Source organism: Kitasatospora sp. NPDC029367 (assembly GCF_055569135.1).
Window position 1 is genome coordinate 23,977 of record NZ_JBVHYH010000010.1, and the last position, 16,022, is coordinate 39,998.

A 16,022-nucleotide genomic window follows, 5' to 3' on the forward strand; every position below is an offset into this window, starting at 1 on the left:
AGCGTCACCCCTGTAGGAGTGACCAGCAAACGGAGCGTCGACGGCGCATACTCACGGGACCTGCTACCGCGCCGATCTCGCTCTTGTCAACGACGGCGTGCGCGCCGACCTGGCCGCGCTGGTCGACACCCTTCCTAGCGGGGCCCGGGACACGGCAGGGAGCCGGGGCCGGCGGGCGGCCCTCATCGGACCTTGGCGTTGTCCTTCGGGCGGGCGGTGGCCGGGACTCCGTTGGCGAGGTCCTCGGTGAGGAGGCGCCAGGCGATGGCGTCGGCGGCGGTGCGGAGTTGGGGGCTGCGGGGGCGCCCGGCGTCGGCGTCGAGGCGGGCGTTGAGCCAGCCGGACCAGGCGCGGGCGAGGGCGCGGACCTCCCGGGTGCCGGCCTCGGTGTGGGTGAGGCGGTCGCCGTCGCGGGTGAGGTAGCCCTCGGCGGCCATCCGGTCGAAGACCGGTTCGAGGACCTCGGGCGGCAGCTTCTTGCGGGTGGCGATGAGGTCGAGGGAGGCGTGGCCGAGGGCCTTGGTGTGGCCGGCCACCTCCATCAGGGCCCAGGCTCCGGCGAGGTCGACGCGGGTGTCGGCGTCGCCGACGATGGTCCGCACGGTGTCCAGGTCGACCCCGCGCACGATCTTGCCGACGGCGTACTCCAGGTGCGGGTCGGAGTCGCTGGTGGTCGGCTGGGCGAAGCCCTCGCCCATGTCGGTGGAGCCGGCCCGGGTGGTGTCGCGCAGCTGCACCTGCTTGAGGAACAGTGCGACCACGAAGCCGACCACGGCCACCGGGATGGTCCACAGGTACACGGTGTGCAGGGCGTCCGAGTACGACTGGATGATCGGCGCGGCCTGCTCGGCGGGCAGCTTGTGCAGGCCCTGCGGGCTCCCGGCGGCGTGCACCAGGACGGCCGGGTCGGCGCCGGTGAGCCGGGCGGAGGCGGCGACGCCCTCGGCCAGTTCGGTCTTGAGGCCGTTGGCGTAGATGGTGCCGAACACGGCGGTGCCGAAGGAGCTGCCGATGGTGCGGAAGAAGGTCACCCCGGAGGTGGCGGTGCCGAGGTCGGCGTAGTCGACGGTGTTCTGCACGGCGATGGTCAGCACCTGCATGCTCAGCCCGATGCCGACGCCGAGCACGAACATGTAGAGCGAGGCCAGCGCGGTGCCGGTGCCGGGTTCGAGCCGGGACAGCAGGTAGAGGCCGAGGGCCATCACCAGGGTGCCGGCGATCGGGAACAGCCGGTACTTGCCGGTCTTGCTGACCACGTTGCCGCTGGCGATCGAGGCGATCAGCAGGCCGATCACCATCGGCAGCATCCGCACGCCGGAGACGGTCGCCGAGTCGCCGTCCACGTACTGGAGGAAGGTCGGCAGGAAGGTCAGCGCGCCGAGCATCGCGAAGCCGACGATGAAGCTGAGCACCGAGCAGACCGCGAACACCGGGTTGCGGAACAGCCGCATCGGCAGCATCGGTTCGGCGGCCCGGGTCTCCGCCCAGCAGAACAGTCCGAGCGCGACCGCGCCGCCGACGAACAGGGCGATGATCACCCCGGAGCCCCAGGCGTACTGGTTGCCGCCCCAACTGGTCGCCAGGATCAGGGCGCTGGCGCCGACCGAGACCAGGGCGATGCCCAGGTAGTCGATCACCGGCCGTACCGCCGAGCGCACCGAGGGGATGGTCCGGGCGGCCGCGATCACCACGACGACGGCGATCGGCACGTTCACGTAGAACGCCCAGCGCCAGGACAGGTGGTCGGTGAACAGCCCGCCCAGCAGCGGCCCGATGACGGTGGCCAGGCCGAACACCGCGCCGATCGCGCCCTGGTACTTGCCGCGTTCGCGCAGCGGGATGACGTCCGCGATCAGCGCCATGGCGGTGACCATCAGCCCGCCCGCGCCGATGCCCTGCACCGCCCGCCAGGCGATCAGCAGGGTCATGTTGGTGGACAGGCCGCACAGGAACGAGCCGCCGACGAAGACGATCGCCGAGACCTGGAAGATCAGCTTGCGCCCGTACAGGTCGCCGAACTTGCCTGCCAGCACGGTGGCCACCGTCTCGGCCAGCAGGTAGGAGGTCACCACCCAGGACATGTGGGCGGCGCCGCCGAGGTCCGAGACGATGGTGGGCAGCGCGGTGCCGACGATGGTCTGGTCGAGGGCGGCGAGCAGCATGCCGAGCACGATGGTGGCGAAGACGACGTTCCGCTGCCGTACGTCGAGCACCGGCGGGGCGGAGGGCTGGGTCTCGGTGGCGACGGTCATGCCGCCAGCCTCGGGGGCGTGGTGGCCGGTCGCGATCCGGTTCGTCCGTTCGGGTGAGCACCCCTCGCGCCCGGGGCCGGACGGGGCCGGTCGGCGTCGTCCGGGGTTCGGGTGGCGGCGGGGTTCGGCCCAGGTGAGGATGGGCCGGAGCAGAGCCGGGACCAGCCCCCGGGCGCCGGGAGGAGGCTCCCCATGATCGCCCCACCCGCCCGCGACGCGGAGCGCCCGTGCCCGCAGCCGCCCGGCGCCTCCGCCGTCGGCGGGCGGGCCGAGGTGCGGCGCTGGCGGGCGCTGACGGTCTGCCTGGTCGCCGGGTTCATGACCCTGCTGGACGTCAGCATCGTGAACGTCGCCCTTCCCACCGTCCGGGCCGGACTGCACATGTCCGACAGCGGTCTGCAGTGGGTGCTCAGCGGCTACGCGCTGGCCTTCGGCCTGGTGCTCGTCCCCGCCGGGCGGCTCGGCGACGCCCGCAGCCGACGGGCCGTCTTCCTCACCGGGCTCGCCCTGTTCACCGCGGCCAGCGCGCTGGCCGGGGCGGCCCAGGACCAGGAGTGGCTGGTGCTGGCCCGGCTGTTCCAGGGCGCGGCCGGCGGGGTGCTGGTGCCGCAGGTGTCCGGCTTCATCCAGACCCTGTTCCAGGGCCCCGAACGCGGCCGGGCCTTCGGCGCGCTGGGCGCGACCATCGGGCTGTCCACCGCCGTCGGGCCGCTGCTGGGCGGGCTGCTGATCCACCTGTTCGGCCCGCAGGACGGCTGGCGCTGGGTGTTCCTGGTCAACCTGCCGATCGGCCTGGCCGCCCTGCCGGTCGCCTACCGGCTGCTGCCGCCGCCCCGCCCGGCCGCCGAGCGGGCCGGGCACCGGGACTTCGACCCGCTCGGGGTGCTGCTGCTCGGCGCGGGGACGGTCGCCCTGCTGCTGCCCTTCGTCCAGGAGCAGCAGTGGCACGGCCCGGCCCGCTGGCTGCTGCTGCCGCTGGCGGCGGTGCTGCTGACGGCCTTCGTCGGCTGGGAGCGCCGCTACGCGGGGGAGCGGCAGGACGCCCGGCGGCGCGAACCGCTGGTCAGCATGGCGCTGTTCGCGGTGCGGCCGTACGCGGCGGGGGTGCTGCTGTCGCTGGTGTACTTCGCCGGGTTCACCGCGATCTTCTTCATCTTCACGCTCTACCTCCAGGCGGGCCTGCACTACTCGGCCCTGACGGCGGGCCTGGCGATCACCCCCTTCGCGGTCGGCTCGGGCGTGGCGGCGCCGGTGGGCGGGCGGCTGGTGGGCCGGCTCGGCCGGCGGCTGGTGGTGCTCGGGCTGCTGCTGGTACTGGTCGGCCTGCTGGCCTCGGCCCTGGCGGTGCAGCTGTGGTCGGGGCAGTCGGTCGCCTGGGCGACGGTGGGTCCGCTGCTGGTCGCCGGGGTGGGCAGCGGTCTGGTGATCGCCCCCAACCAGACCCTCACGCTCCAGCACGTCCCGCTCGCCCGTGCGGGCAGCGCCGGCGGCGTCCTGCAGACCGCCCAGCGGGTGGGCTCGGCGGTCGGCATCGCCGTCGTCGGTTCGGTCTTCTTCGCCCACGCCTCCGGACGCCACCCGGACTGGGCGCTCGCCTTCCAACTGGGCGTCACGGTCGCGGCCGGTCTGGTCCTGGCGGCCCTGCTGGTCGCCCTCGCCGACCAGTGGGCGGGCCGGCGGGAGGCCGGCCCGGGCAGTGGTCACGGCACCGTCAGTGGTCGCGGCGCCGGATCACCGCCACCGCGATGAGCACCGAGGCCAGCGCCCACACCGCGTACGTGGTCCAGGCGCCGGCGACGGTGGCGGGGTAGTCGGTGGGGCGCATCCCGGCCAGCGTGGTGCGGGCGAGGCGCCCCCAGGCCGAGAAGGGCAGGGCGTGCAGGAGGTCGGCGCTCCAGCGGTAGCGCTCGGTGACGACGGAGGGCAGGAAGAACAGCAGCACGATGGTGCCCACCGCCGCGCCCGCGCTGTGCCGGATCAGGGTGCCGAGGCAGAGTCCGACCAGTCCGCAGACCGGGGCGAACAGCGCGGCCGCCGCCACGTACCGCAGCGCCGTCGGGTCGGTGATCGACTGTCCGATGCCCTGGTCGGCCAGCATCGCCTGGGTGAGGGCGAAGGACAGGCCCGCGGTGCCGATGCCGAAGCCGAGCAGGACGGCCGTCAGCACGCCCGCCTTGGCGAGCAGCACGGCCCGGCGGTCGGGGACGGCGGCCAGGGTGGTGCGGATCAGGCCGGTCGCGTACTCGCCCGCGATGACGATCGCGCCGAGACCGCCCGAGAGCAGCATCACGACTTCGGCGGAGCCGGTGATGAAGGAGACGTTCAGGGCCTCCTGCTTCATCGTCGCCGGGTCGCCGTCGCCGGGCGTGTAGTGGTCGTGGGTGTACTGGGCGGACTTGAGATTGGCGGCGAGGATGACCAGCGCGCCGACGGCGAGCACCCAGGGGATCGAGCGCAGTGACCAGAACTTGAGCCACTCGGCGGCGAGCAGGTCGCCGAAGCGGGCCCGGCGGACGGGGGTCGCGGATCGGTCGGGGGGTGCGGATCGGGCAGGGGCCGAGGAGCGCATGGGGGTCGTGGAGCGCATGGGGGTGTTCAACGGGGGTCTCCGGCGAGGTATTCGACGCTGTCGGCGGTCAGTTGCATGAAGGCCTCCTCCAGGGAGGCGCCGCGTTCGGTCAGGCCGTAGAGCAACAGGCGCTGTTCCAGGGCGAGTTCGCCGATCTGTCCGGCGTCGAGACCGGTCACGTCCAGGCCGCCGTCCGGCCCGGGGCGGACGGTGGCGCCGGCGGCCCGCAGTACGGCCGTCAGCCGGTCGGGTTCGGCGGCGCGGACGCTGACGGCGGCGCGGCCGGCCCGGGCGGCGAACTCGCCGAGGCTCTCGTCGGCGATCAGCCGGCCGCGGCCGATCACCACCAGCCGGTCGGCGGTGTGCTCCATCTCGGCCATCATGTGGCTGGAGACGAAGACGGTGCGGCCCTCGTCGGCGAGCCGGCGGAACAGTCCGCGCACCCAGAGCACGCCCTCGGGGTCGAGGCCGTTGAGCGGCTCGTCGAAGAGCAGTACGGGCGGGTCGCCGAGCAGGGCCCCGGCGATGCCCAGGCGCTGCTTCATGCCCAGCGAGTAGCCGGCGATCCGGCGCCCGGCGGCGTCGGCGAGGCCGACCTCGGCGAGCACCTCGTCCACCCGTCGGCGCGGGATCGCGTTGCCGAGGGCCAGCGCCCGCAGGTGGGCGGCGCCGGTGCGGCCGCCGTGCACGTCCCCGGCGTCCAGCAGGGCGCCGACCTCGCGCAGGCCGCGCGGCAGGCTGCGGAAGTCCCGGCCGCCGACGGTGGCGGTGCCGGAGGTGGGGGCGTTGAGGCCCAGCACCATCCGCAGGGTGGTGGACTTCCCGGCGCCGTTGGGGCCGAGGAAGCCGGTGACGTGGCCGGGGCGCACGGTGAAGGTCAGCCGGTCGACGGCCGTGCGGCGGCCGTATTGCTTGGTCAGCTCGATGACTTCGATCATGGGCACCACAGTGCCGGGGGAGCCCCGGCCGCCGCATCGGACCGGTGTCGACACCGCGGGTCGGCCCCGGTCGTACAACCAGGGTTGGATGACGGCGCCCGACCCCACCGTTACGATCTTGAACCATGCCCGCGACACCTACGCCCCCGTTCATCCGGCGTGTCCCGCCCGAGGCCTGGGTCGCCCTCGCCTGGTGCGTGGCCGCCGCCTACCCGGCCGTGCTGCTCGGCGCCTCCAGCCCGCTGCACCGCGGCGCCGCCCTGCACGGCGGTCTCGCCTTCACCCTGGGCGACACCGCGATCGCCTTCGTCGGCGCGGCGCTGGTGCGCCGGCTGCCGGTGCTCTCGGTCGTCGTGCTGCTGATCGCCACCTGGACGGAGACCGACGGCTGGGCCGGCCACACCCAGGTGTCCCCGGCCGCCCTGCTGGCGGTGTACGTCGCACTGTTCCTGATCACCGCCCATGCCCCGCGCCGCAGTTCGCGCGCCGCCTTCGCCGTGGCGGCGCTCTTCCTGGTGCTGCACATGGGTCTGGTGCACGGCAACACCGTCGGCATCTTCACCGGCACCCACATCGGCTCGGCCGACGGTGCCGCACTGCTGGCCCTGGTCGCCTGGCTGGCCGGGCGCTCGGTGCGGCAGAACCGGGAGCACGCCGAGACCCTGAGCAGCCGGGCCGCCGCCGAGGCGGTGACCGCCGAACGGCTGCGGATCGCCCGGGAGATGCACGACACCGTCGCGCACAGCATCGGCATCGTGGCCCTCCAGGCCGGCGCGGCCCGCCGGGTGATCGACCGCCGGCCGGAGCGGGCCAAGCAGGCGCTGGGCGAGATCGAGGCGGCCGGTCGGGAGACCCTGGCCGCGCTGCGCCGGATGCTGGTCGCGCTGCGCCAGGCCGACGGCGAGGTGTCCGAGACCGTCCCGGCGGGCCTGGCCGACCTCGACCGGCTGGCCGCGACCACCACCGCGGCCGGGGTACGGGTGGAGCTGCGGCGCACGGGCGAACCGGGGCCGCTGCCACCGGAGATCGACCTCTCGGCGTTCCGGATCATCCAGGAGTCGGTGACCAACGTGGTCCGGCACGCGCGGGCCGCCGAGTGCCTGGTGACCGTCGATTGCAGCCGGGCGGAGGAGCTCCGGGTGGAGGTCACCGACCGGGGCCGGGGCCGGGGCCACGGCTCCACGCCCGGCAGCGGCTTCGGCCTGGCCGGGCTGCGCGAGCGGGTTGCCCTGCTGCACGGCGAGTTCGAGGCCGGGCCGCGCCCGGACGGCGGCTTCCGGGTCGCCGCCCGGCTGCCCGTCCCCGCGGGGGTCGGCCGATGATCCGGGTGGTGCTGGCCGACGACCAGCCGCTGGTGCGGGCCGCGTTGGAGATGGTGATCACCGAGACGACGGACGTCGAGGTGGTCGGCGAGGCGGGCGACGGCGCCGAGGCCGTCCGGCTGGCCGCCGAACTGCGGCCGGACGTCGTGGTGATGGACATCCGGATGCCCGGCACCGACGGCATCGAGGCCACCCGGCAGGTGACCGCCGCCGGCGGGCCGTCGAAGGTCGTGGTGCTCACCACCTTCGACGAGGACGAGCACGTGTACGCGGCGCTACGCGCCGGGGCCTCCGGCTTCCTGGTCAAGGACATGGCGCTGGACGACATCCTCGCCGCGGTGCGGGTGGTGGCCGCGGGGGAGGCACTGATCGCCCCGAGCGTCACCCGGCGGCTGATCGGGGCGTTCGCGGCCCAGCAGCCGAAGCCCGCACCGGCCGCCGCCGCGCGGCGGCTGGAGGTGATCACCGAGCGGGAGCGGGAGATCCTCACCCTGGTCGGCCGGGGCCTGTCCAACACCGAGATCGCCGCCGAACTGGTGCTCAGCATCGCCACCGTGAAGACCTACATGACCCGCCTGCTCGCCAAGCTGGACGCCCGCGACCGGGTCCAACTGGTGATCCTGGCCTACGAGGCGGGCCTGGTCGCCGTTCCCGGCTGACCCGGACAGGCCCCGGCCGACCCGGACCGGTCCCCGGCCGAGCCGGACCCGCCCCGGCCGATCAGGCCCCGCCCCGTCGGTGAGGTCAGTCCTTGACGGCCACGCCCGCGTACATCGCGATGTCCCGGTCGCGGATCGCCGGGGCGTCCGGGTCCGGCCGCCAGTGGTGGACCAGGGTGACCCCCGGGTCGAGCAGCCGGTAGCCGTCGAAGAAGGCCTCGGTCTCGGCCTTGTCGCGGATCTGCAGCGGGATGCCGCGGGCGTTGTACTCCCGGCCGACGCCGCCCACTCCGACCGGGTCGGTGTCGCCGGTGAACACGGTGAGGGCGAGGAAGCTGCCGGGCGCCAGCGCGTCCATGAAGCGGCGCACAATGCCCTGCGGGTCGTCCTCGTCCAGCACGAAGTGCACGATGGCGATCAGCGAGAGCGCCACCGGCTGCGAGAGGTCGAGCACCTCGCGCAGCCGGGGGTCCTCGATGATCGACTCCGGGTTCCGGAAGTCGGCGTCCACGTAACAGGTGCGGCCCTGGGGCGTGCTGTCCATCAGGGCGCGCGCGTGGGTCAGCACGATCGGGTCGTTGTCGACGTAGCCGACCCGGGCCTCGGGGGGCGATCGCCTGGGCGATCTCGTGCACGTTGGGCGAGGTGGGGATGCCGGTGCCGATGTCCAGGAACTGCCGCACCCCGTACTGCTCGGTGAGGTGGCGCACCGAGCGCTGCATGAAGGCGCGGGTGGTCCGCATGGACGTCGGCAGCGCCGGCCAGGCCCGGACGGAGGCGTGCGCGGCGGCCCGGTCCGCCTCGAAGTTGGTCTTCCCGCCGATGAGGTAGTCGTAGACCCGTGCGGAGTGGGGCACGTCCATCCGCAGGTCGACCGAGGGGTAGTGCTCGTCCGTCACGCTCTCGCTCCCCGTTGCTTCGGGCATCCGTCACCGGGCGCCAGGGCGGCCGGTCCTGGTGCGCATGGTAACGGTTCGCCGGTGTGACGGTATGACGAAGGTTCAGGTGAGGGGCGCCTCCGGACTCCGCGCCTCCAGCCCCACCGCCTGTCGGGGCAGCGCACCCGCCCGGCTGCCGCGCCCGGCCGCCAGCTCCACCGCCGCACCGATCCAGGCCGCACCGAACGCCCAGGTCGCCACCCACTCGCACAGGTACACCGGCCGCACCGCCCAGTCGGCCCCGAACCCCGACAGCCCCGTCACCACCGCCGCCAGCAGGGCGACCAGGATCAGCACCCCCGCCGCCAGGTACGCCGTGGCCACCCGGGCCGGCTGCGCCGAGCGCGGATTGCGGAAGGAGTACAGGCAGAACAGCGCCAGCATCACGAACAGCAGCCCGGCGAACACCAGATGGAACACCCCGACGGTGCGCTGCAACCCCGTCGGATCCGACGGCGCCGTCGGGCACAGCGCGACCCCGAGCGCGAACACCCCGGCCGCCGTGCTCCACCGGTCGTCCCGCCGGTCCATCCGGTAGCAGATCAGGAACACCCCGAGCGCGCACAGGGCGCCCACGAAGATGTTCCGGGTGCCGCCGTAGTACGCGGCGCTCATCGACGCGGGCCAGAAGCCGTCCGTGGCCCGCCCGGTGAGCTCGTCCGCCAGCCAGTTGCCCAGCGGCAGGGCCGGCGGCAGCAGCACGCCGATCGCCCCGACGCCGAAGCGCAGGAATGTCACGGTCCGTTCGTCCTGGACGGTCCGTCGGGGGGAATCGGGGGAATCGGGGATCTCGATGGTGTTTCCGGCACTCCGGTCGTCGGTCACGGATGCCTCCTCGCTGGTGAGCGCGATGGTTGGCCGTCAACTGGTGTACCCGCAGGAGGAGATCGACCCACCACCGGATCGGGTGGTTTGTCGGGCCTGCGCTCCGGCCTCGGCCTACAACGCGGCCTCGGCGCCGGGTTCGAGGGCGAACTCCGCGTCGTCCGCGTCGTAGTCGTAGAGCTCGCCGTAGCGGCCCCAGTCGATGGCGGTCTCCAACTGGCGCCGGGCGTCCGCGGTGTCGTAGCCGGACCGCAGCAGGTCGAGGAAGAGGTCCTCGCGGAGCTTGTGGTCCCTGGTGGCGGCCAGCGACTGGACGACGGCGCGCACCAGCGGGGCCCGGCGGGCGGCCTGGCGGGCGAACAGCTGCTTCCTGGTGAGGATGTCGGCGGCGGCGAACTCGCGGCCGGCGGGCGTGATGGCGAAGCGGCCGTCGGTGGTGCGGGCGAGGTCGAGCAGGACGGCGGCGTCGACCAGCGGGAGCAGGTCGTCGACCTCGAAGTTGAGCTCGTCGGCGATCTCGGCCAGGCCCTCCTCGCCGCCCGTCGCCAGCAGGATCTCCAGCAGGCCGGCCAGCCCGCCGACGGTGGCCGGCGGCAGCGGGGTGGTGATCGGGGTGACGGCCTGCCGGGCGGCGGGTTCGGTGGCGGGCGGCTCCTCGCGGCCGGTGAGGATGCCGTAGACGGTGTCGACCAGGGCCTCGAACTGGGGGGTGCGGCGGTCACGCGGGCGGGGCAGGTCGACGGTCAGTTCGGAGCGGATCCGGCCGGGGTTGGAGGACAGCACGAGGATGCGGTCGGCCAGCAGCACCGCCTCCTCGATGTTGTGGGTGACGATCAGGATCGACTTGACCGGGGCCCCGCGGCCCTCCCAGAGGCCGACCAGTTCGTTGCGCAGGTTCTCGGCGGTCAGCACGTCCAGGGCGGAGAACGGCTCGTCCATGAACAGCGCGTCCGGTTCGACCACCAGCGCCCGGGCGAAGCCGACCCTCTGACGCATCCCGCCGGACAGCTCCTTGGGGTAGGCGCCCTCGAAGCCGTCCAGGCCGATCAGGTCGATCGCCCGCAGCGCCCGCTCGCGCCGCTCCTCCTCGCCCACCCCGCGCGCCTGGAGGCTGAGTTCGACGTTCTGCTGGACGGTCAGCCAGGGCAGCAGGGCGAAGGACTGGAACACCATCGCCACTCCCGGGCTGGCGGCCCGCAGCGGGGTGCCCCGGTAGCTGACCGTCCCGGAGGAGGGCGGGATCAGCCCGGCCAGGCAGCGCAGCAGGGTGGACTTGCCGGAGCCGGACTTGCCGAGCAGGGCGACGATCTCGCCCTCGGCCAGGTGCAGGCTGATGTCGTCCAGCACCGGCAGGGCCCGTCCGTCCGGGGTGGTGAAGGTCTTGGTGACGGCGGAGGCCTCGACGATCGTGGTGCGGGCGGGGGCGGCGGACATCGCGTGGGGTCTCCTCAGAGGGCGTAGCGGGTCTCGGAGAGCCGGTAGAGCCGGCGCCACAGCAGCCGGTTGAGCGCGACCACGTAGCAGCTCATCACGCTCACCCCGACCAGGGTCCTGGGGAAGTCGCCGGTGCCGGTGGCCTCGGCGATGTACGAGCCGAGCCCGGTGGCGGTCAGGTGGTGGGTGCCGTAGTCGACCACCTCCGCGACGATCGAGGCGTTCCAGGCGCCGCCGGCCGCGGTGATGCCGCCGGTGACGTAGTACGGGAAGACCGCCGGCAGGACGAAGGTCCGCCAGCGCAGCCCGCCCCGGACCTGGAAGCCGGTCATCGCCTCGCGCAGGTCGCTGGGGATCGCGGAGGCCCCGGCGATCACGTTGAACAGGATGTACCACTGGGCGCCGAGCGCCATCAGCAGCACCGAGCCGAGGTTCAGCGAGATGCCGAGGGCGACGAACGCGGCGGTGGCGAAGGGGAACAGGAAGTTCGCCGGGAAGCTGGCCAGCACCTGCACCACCGGCTGGGCGTAGCGGGTGACCTTCGGGTCCATGCCGATCCACACCCCGACCGGCACCCAGACGACGGTGGCCACCACGAGCAGCACCAGCACCCGCCCGAAGGTGGCCGCGCCGAGCGCGAAGGCGTGGCCGAACTCGCCCAGGCCGACGCTGGTGTGGACGTAGTCGAAGGCCTTCCAGGCGCCGAGCACCACCACGGCGGCCACCGCCCCGGCGAAGAACACGTCCCCGGTGCGCTCCCGGGAGGCGGGCCGGGCGAGCGGGTGCTCGGCGAGGCCGAAGACCCGGGTGGCCCGGTCCAGGGCGAGCCCGACCGGCCGCAGCGGGCGGGCGGCCAGCTCCGGCAGGCTGGAGCGGCGCAGCAGGTCGAGGACGAGGCTGCGCGGCCGGTCGGCGGCCTCCGACTCCTCCACCCGGAAGCGTTCGGACCAGGCCGTCATCGGCCGCCAGAACAGCACGTTGACGCCGATCACCATGACGACCATCACGCCGATCGCGATGCCGACCTGGCCCAGGTCGCCGTTGCCGATGGCGGTGGCCGCGTAGGAGCCGATCCCGGGCAGCGCGTAGCGGTGGTTGAGCACACTGATCGACTCGGAGGCGGCCAGGAAGAACCAGGCCCCGCCGAAGCTCATCATCCCGTTCCAGACCAGCGGGATCATGCCGCTGGGCACGTCCAGGCGCCAGAACCGCTGCCACTTGGTCAGCCGCATCACCCGGGCCGCCTCGTCCAGTTCGCGCGGCTGGCTGACCAGCGAGTAGTGGAACGCGAAGGTCATGTTCCACGCCATCGAGGTGAAGATGGCGAAGACCGACGCGCATTCGAGGCCGAGGGTGGAGCCGGGGAAGAGGTTGATGAAGGCGGTGACGGTGATCGACAGGAAGCCGAGGATCGGCACCGACTGGAGGATGTCGAGGACCGGCAGCAGCACCTTCTCGGCCCGCCGCATCCGGGCGGCGGCGGTCGCGTAGACGAAGGTGAACAGCACCGAGGCGATCAGGGCGACGAACATCCGCAGCAGCGAGCGCACCGCGTAGAAGGGCAGCCGGGCGGGGTCGGTGGAGACGGTGGCGGGGGCCCGGTCGGGCAGGAACGGCGCGTCGAGCGAGGGGGCGAGCCGCAGCAGTCCGTACAGTCCGGCGACCAGGGCGGCACCGACCAGGACGTCCACCCAGCGCAGCCCGGGGCGGCGCCACACGCCGCGGGAGGGGAAACCGCCGTTGCCGCCGGTCACCCGTACCACCGTCCGTCCGTTCTTCGGCCTGCTCGCTCGTCCGCCGTGCCGGGGTCGACCGCGCCGGGGGCGACCGCGCGGGTCCGACCGCGCGGGTCCGACCGCGCACCAGCCTCGCGGCAGACGAACCGGCCCGCCACCGGAGGGCTGCTCACGGGTGGCGGGCCGTACGGGCGGGCCGGGCGGGTGGGCCGGGGTCAGCCGTTCGGCGTGCCGGCCCGTTGGACGAGTGCGTTGAGCAGGGCCGCGCCGCGCTCGGCGTCGTCCACGCTGATCACGAAGTCCGTCCCGCGCCTGGTGCGGACCACCAGGCACTCGCCGGAGCGCAGGAAGACGCTGGTGCCCCCACGGAAGACCCGGAAGCCCCAGCCGCCGGCCTGCCGGGCGTTGAGCCGGCCGACCCGGGCGGAGGCGATCTCCTCGGGGGCGAGGTGCCGGGCAGGCCGCCCGAACGGGCCGAAGCCGACGTGCAGGCCGTCGTCGCCCACCCGGACCCGGACCGAGGAGCAGAGCAGCAGGGCGACGGCGCCGAGGCCGAAGAGCACCACCGACGCCCAGTCCACGGACTCGGTGCGCCCGGCCGCGGCGAGCAGCAGGCCCGCGGCCGTGAGCAGGCCCATCACCGCGGCGACCACCTGCATCCAGTGGTTGGAGGCCCGGGAGAGCCAGACCAGCCGCTCGCCGGCCCTGAGTTCCAGCACCGGCCCGCCGGGCCGGGCGGGCCCGTCGGCGGCCGGCCGGGTCGCCAGCCAGGCCAGCACACCCGCCAGGCCGGCCGCGAGAACGATCAGGAGCACCTCGATGCCCATCGGTGCGGCGTCCTGCCAGCGGGCCCGGTCCAGGTTGGCGCGCACGATCGAGGCCTGCGCGCCGCTCAGCAGCACCCCGGTGCCGGCCAGCACCGGTCCGGCGGCGCCGCGGGCCGGGCCGGGCCGGAACCGCAGCGCGGTGGCCAGACCGGCCGCGACCAGCAGCCAGACGCCGGCCGGGAACAGCGCCGCGGCCGTCAGCGGCATCGAACCGTCCGGCCGGCTCCCGCTCCAGTGCGTGGCCACCTGCTCCGGTAGCCGGTCCCGGGCGGTCAGCGGCAGTGCGACCAGCAGAGCCGTCACGCCGAGGATCCAGACCCCGGCCCCCCACAGCGCCGTCCGGCGCACCGGCCGGTCCGGGGCGGGTTCCCCGGCGGCTTCTTCGTCCTTCACGACATCCCCCTGATCAGATCCACGAGATCGTTCCTGCTGTAGCCGGCCTGGGCCGCGTCCGCGATCAACTGCCGTACCCGCTCGACCAGTTCGCTACGGGTGTCGGCATCGGTGGCGACCGTGATGCCGCGGCCCCGGCGGAACTCCAGCACCCCCTCGTCGCGCAGGGCGCGCAGCCCGCGCAGCACGGTGTTGGTGTTCACGCCGAGGGCCCGGGACAGCTCCCGGGCGGGCGGCAGCTTGTCGCCGGGGGCGCACTCGCCCTCCGCGACGGCCCGTCTGATCGCGCCCGCCACCTGCTCGTGCAGGGGGCGGGCGTCGCCAAGGTCCAGCTTCAGCAACATGGTGCTATTGACGATAGCACCATCCGATCGTGGTGCCACCGGCCGCTCGGGGGGCGAACCGGGTCAGGGGATGAAGAGGCTCTGCGCCCCGGTGACGCGGCTGTCGTCACCGGCGGCGATCACCTCGACGACCTCTCCGGTGCAGTCCGCGCCGGAGTGGATCTCCGCCGCCCGGTCGGTGAGGTTGTCGACGACGCTGGCGGTCCCGTCCAGGGCGTAGCACCCCGAGGGATCGGTCTGGGTGGTGCCGTTGATGGCCAGGTCCCCGGTGGCCGCGGTGGCCGGAACGGAGGTCAGGGCCAGGGCGGCGGCGGTCATCAGCGGGACGCCGAGGGCGGCGCGAAGGGTGATTTTCATTCCTGATGCATAACCGTCCGAGGCGCGCGCCTCGCCCGGAACGACCGGGTTGCCCCCGGAGGGCGCACCGGAGAGCGCACCGCAGGGTGGCGCGCCGGTCCGTGTATGGAGTGCGTACGGAACGCCGCCCGGGGCGTCAGGGAGGCGTCAACAAGGGCCGGGCGGGCGGCCGGGAGGCGATTGGGTGGGCAGTGACGAAGGACCGAACCACACGAGGACGGATCATGCACGGCGACGGGCGGCACCAGAACGGCACGGCACCCAGGGTGGTGGTCGGGGTCAGCGGGTCACTGGGCAGTCTGGCCGCGCTGCACCGCGGCCTGGCCGAGGCCCGCGACCGCGGTGCGGTGCTGTGGCCGGTGCTCGCCTGGGAGCCCCCGGGCGGCGAGCACGGCTACCGCCGCTCGCCCTGCCCGCCGCTGCTCGCCGCCGTGCGGGAGGCCGCCGAGCGGCGCCTGGACGAAGCCCTGGCGGCGGCCTTCGGCGCGGACGGCCCCGACGTGCCGATGCAGCCCGTGGTGATCCGCGGCGAGACCGGCCCCGCCCTGGCGCACGTCGCCGACCGACCGGACGACCTGCTGGTGCTCGGCCGCAGCGGCGGCCCGCTGCGCCGCCGGCTGCGGCGGTCGGTGTCCGCGTACTGCGCCCGCCGGGCCGGCTGCCCCGTCCTCGTCGTCCCGGTGCCCGAGCTGCTGCACGACCTGGAGGCGCTCCACCGCCGCACCCGCTGGCACCTGACGGTCGCCCCGGCGCCCGAACCGCTCGCGGCGAAGGGCCGCTGACGGGTGCGGATGTACTCGGCGCGCCCCGGCGGCGCCCGCTTCCGTCCGGTGCTGGACCGGCCGGCGCCCGGCACCTCGGGCACCATCGCCCTGCTCGGCGGCGGACTGCTCGCGCTCGCCCTCGGCCGGGTCGGCGCCCTGCACTCCGGGGCGCCCGCGCTCGCCGCCTACCTGGCGCTGTGCGTACTGGTCGGGCACTTCTCCCGCCCGTGGGCCGCGCCGCTGGTCGGCCTGGCCGCCTGGCTGTGCTGCAATGCCTTCGCCGAGCACCGGCACGCCGAGCTCGGCTGGTCCGGCACCTGGCCCGAGACCTGGCACTACGCGGCGTTCACCGCCGCCGCACTGCTGCTCCCGCTGCCCGCGGCGCTGCCCCGGCGCCGTGTGCGGGTGGCGCTGCTGCGCCTGGACCGTACGGTCTGAGGCGCCCGTGGACGGCCCGCCCCCGCACGGGGACGGGCTGCCGCCGAACCCCCGGGCCCCGGCCGGTACTCCGGAGCCCGCGGCGACCGGTGGAAGACAGGTGAAGGCTGGGCGCCCCGGCGCCCCGGGGGGGGGGGGGGGGGGGGGGGGGGGGGGGGGGGGGGGGGGGGGGGGGAGGGCAGGGGAAGCCCCAACCCAAAACACACCCCCGTCCTTTGAGCGTTCG

The 16,022-nt window shown here is 74.3% G+C and carries 14 protein-coding genes and 1 pseudogene; 5 read left to right on the forward strand and 10 right to left on the reverse strand.

The features are described 5' to 3' along the window. Positions 1-182: 182 nt before the first annotated feature. Positions 183-2,252, reverse strand: coding sequence for an MDR family MFS transporter (locus ACZ4W5_RS08290; RefSeq protein ID WP_465653585.1), 2,070 nt, complete (start codon positions 2,250-2,252; stop codon positions 183-185). A gap of 192 nt (positions 2,253-2,444) precedes the next feature. Between ACZ4W5_RS08290 and ACZ4W5_RS08295 the strand changes: the two genes are divergently transcribed. Continuing rightward, a complete protein-coding gene (locus tag ACZ4W5_RS08295; RefSeq protein ID WP_465653586.1) occupies positions 2,445-4,001 on the forward strand; it encodes an MFS transporter in 1,557 nt (518 codons plus the stop codon). Here the strand turns inward: ACZ4W5_RS08295 and ACZ4W5_RS08300 are convergent. Both ACZ4W5_RS08300 and ACZ4W5_RS08305 read right to left on the reverse strand, forming a co-directional pair. Further along, a complete protein-coding gene (locus ACZ4W5_RS08300; RefSeq protein ID WP_465653587.1) occupies positions 3,964-4,839 on the reverse strand; it encodes an ABC transporter permease in 876 nt (291 codons plus the stop codon). The genes ACZ4W5_RS08295 and ACZ4W5_RS08300 overlap by 38 nt on opposite strands. An 8-nt stretch (positions 4,840-4,847) precedes the next feature. Continuing rightward, positions 4,848-5,759 carry an ABC transporter ATP-binding protein gene (locus tag ACZ4W5_RS08305; RefSeq protein ID WP_465653588.1) on the reverse strand — a complete coding sequence of 304 codons (912 nt, stop codon included), beginning with the start codon at positions 5,757-5,759 and terminating at the stop codon, positions 4,848-4,850. 125 nt (positions 5,760-5,884) lie between these two features. Here ACZ4W5_RS08305 and ACZ4W5_RS08310 point away from each other — a divergent pair, with 125 nt between their 5' ends. Both ACZ4W5_RS08310 and ACZ4W5_RS08315 read left to right on the forward strand, forming a co-directional pair. Beyond that, positions 5,885-7,081 carry a sensor histidine kinase gene (locus tag ACZ4W5_RS08310; protein ID WP_465653589.1) on the forward strand — a complete coding sequence of 399 codons (1,197 nt, stop codon included), beginning with the start codon at positions 5,885-5,887 and terminating at the stop codon, positions 7,079-7,081. Then, a complete protein-coding gene (locus tag ACZ4W5_RS08315; protein WP_360234324.1) occupies positions 7,078-7,740 on the forward strand; it encodes a response regulator transcription factor in 663 nt (220 codons plus the stop codon). Before ACZ4W5_RS08310 ends, ACZ4W5_RS08315 begins: the two co-directional genes overlap by 4 nt. An 85-nt stretch (positions 7,741-7,825) precedes the next feature. Here the strand turns inward: ACZ4W5_RS08315 and ACZ4W5_RS08320 are convergent. The 7 genes and pseudogenes from ACZ4W5_RS08320 to ACZ4W5_RS08350 form a co-directional block, all read right to left on the reverse strand. Continuing rightward, positions 7,826-8,666, reverse strand: a pseudogene (locus ACZ4W5_RS08320) (SAM-dependent methyltransferase). A 75-nt stretch (positions 8,667-8,741) separates the two neighbouring features. Next, entirely contained in the window at positions 8,742-9,503 is a 762-nt protein-coding gene (locus ACZ4W5_RS08325) for a PMP-22/EMP/MP20 family protein (RefSeq protein ID WP_465653590.1), read from the reverse strand. 114 nt (positions 9,504-9,617) lie between these two features. Continuing rightward, positions 9,618-10,937, reverse strand: a complete 1,320-nt coding sequence (locus ACZ4W5_RS08330; RefSeq protein WP_465653591.1) for an ABC transporter ATP-binding protein — start codon at positions 10,935-10,937, stop codon at positions 9,618-9,620. A 14-nt stretch (positions 10,938-10,951) separates the two neighbouring features. After that, entirely contained in the window at positions 10,952-12,691 is a 1,740-nt protein-coding gene (locus tag ACZ4W5_RS08335) for an ABC transporter permease (protein ID WP_465653592.1), read from the reverse strand. 197 nt (positions 12,692-12,888) lie between these two features. After that, positions 12,889-13,893 (reverse strand): DUF1648 domain-containing protein, encoded by a 1,005-nt coding sequence (locus tag ACZ4W5_RS08340; RefSeq protein WP_465653593.1) that lies wholly within the window; start codon positions 13,891-13,893, stop codon positions 12,889-12,891. Next, entirely contained in the window at positions 13,890-14,237 is a 348-nt protein-coding gene (locus ACZ4W5_RS08345; RefSeq protein ID WP_360234309.1) for a GntR family transcriptional regulator, read from the reverse strand. The genes ACZ4W5_RS08340 and ACZ4W5_RS08345 overlap by 4 nt, the downstream gene beginning before the upstream one ends. Positions 14,238-14,300: 63 nt before the next feature. Beyond that, a complete protein-coding gene (locus ACZ4W5_RS08350) occupies positions 14,301-14,594 on the reverse strand; it encodes a hypothetical protein (protein WP_360234306.1) in 294 nt (97 codons plus the stop codon). Between the two features lie 224 nt (positions 14,595-14,818). Here ACZ4W5_RS08350 and ACZ4W5_RS08355 point away from each other — a divergent pair, with 224 nt between their 5' ends. Next, positions 14,819-15,376: a universal stress protein gene (locus ACZ4W5_RS08355; RefSeq protein ID WP_465653594.1), complete on the forward strand. Its 558-nt coding sequence runs from the start codon at positions 14,819-14,821 to the stop codon at positions 15,374-15,376. 3 nt (positions 15,377-15,379) lie between these two features. Continuing rightward, positions 15,380-15,796 carry a hypothetical protein gene (locus ACZ4W5_RS08360; RefSeq protein WP_465653595.1) on the forward strand — a complete coding sequence of 139 codons (417 nt, stop codon included), beginning with the start codon at positions 15,380-15,382 and terminating at the stop codon, positions 15,794-15,796. Positions 15,797-16,022 lie beyond the last annotated feature (226 nt).

Bases quoted from the DNA above. Each gene is read 5' to 3' on its own strand.
- ACZ4W5_RS08300 (WP_465653587.1), bottom strand. From the start codon at position 4,839: ATGCGCTCCACGACCCCCATGCGCTCCTCGGCCCCTGCCCGATCCGCA.
- ACZ4W5_RS08310 (WP_465653589.1), top strand. From the start codon at position 5,885: ATGCCCGCGACACCTACGCCCCCGTTCATCCGGCGTGTCCCGCCCGAG.
- ACZ4W5_RS08290 (WP_465653585.1), bottom strand. From the start codon at position 2,252: ATGACCGTCGCCACCGAGACCCAGCCCTCCGCCCCGCCGGTGCTCGAC.
- ACZ4W5_RS08330 (WP_465653591.1), bottom strand. From the start codon at position 10,937: ATGTCCGCCGCCCCCGCCCGCACCACGATCGTCGAGGCCTCCGCCGTC.
- ACZ4W5_RS08315 (WP_360234324.1), top strand. From the start codon at position 7,078: ATGATCCGGGTGGTGCTGGCCGACGACCAGCCGCTGGTGCGGGCCGCG.
- ACZ4W5_RS08355 (WP_465653594.1), top strand. From the start codon at position 14,819: ATGCACGGCGACGGGCGGCACCAGAACGGCACGGCACCCAGGGTGGTG.
- ACZ4W5_RS08345 (WP_360234309.1), bottom strand. From the start codon at position 14,237: ATGTTGCTGAAGCTGGACCTTGGCGACGCCCGCCCCCTGCACGAGCAG.
- ACZ4W5_RS08350 (WP_360234306.1), bottom strand. From the start codon at position 14,594: ATGAAAATCACCCTTCGCGCCGCCCTCGGCGTCCCGCTGATGACCGCC.
- ACZ4W5_RS08295 (WP_465653586.1), top strand. From the start codon at position 2,445: ATGATCGCCCCACCCGCCCGCGACGCGGAGCGCCCGTGCCCGCAGCCG.
- ACZ4W5_RS08305 (WP_465653588.1), bottom strand. From the start codon at position 5,759: ATGATCGAAGTCATCGAGCTGACCAAGCAATACGGCCGCCGCACGGCC.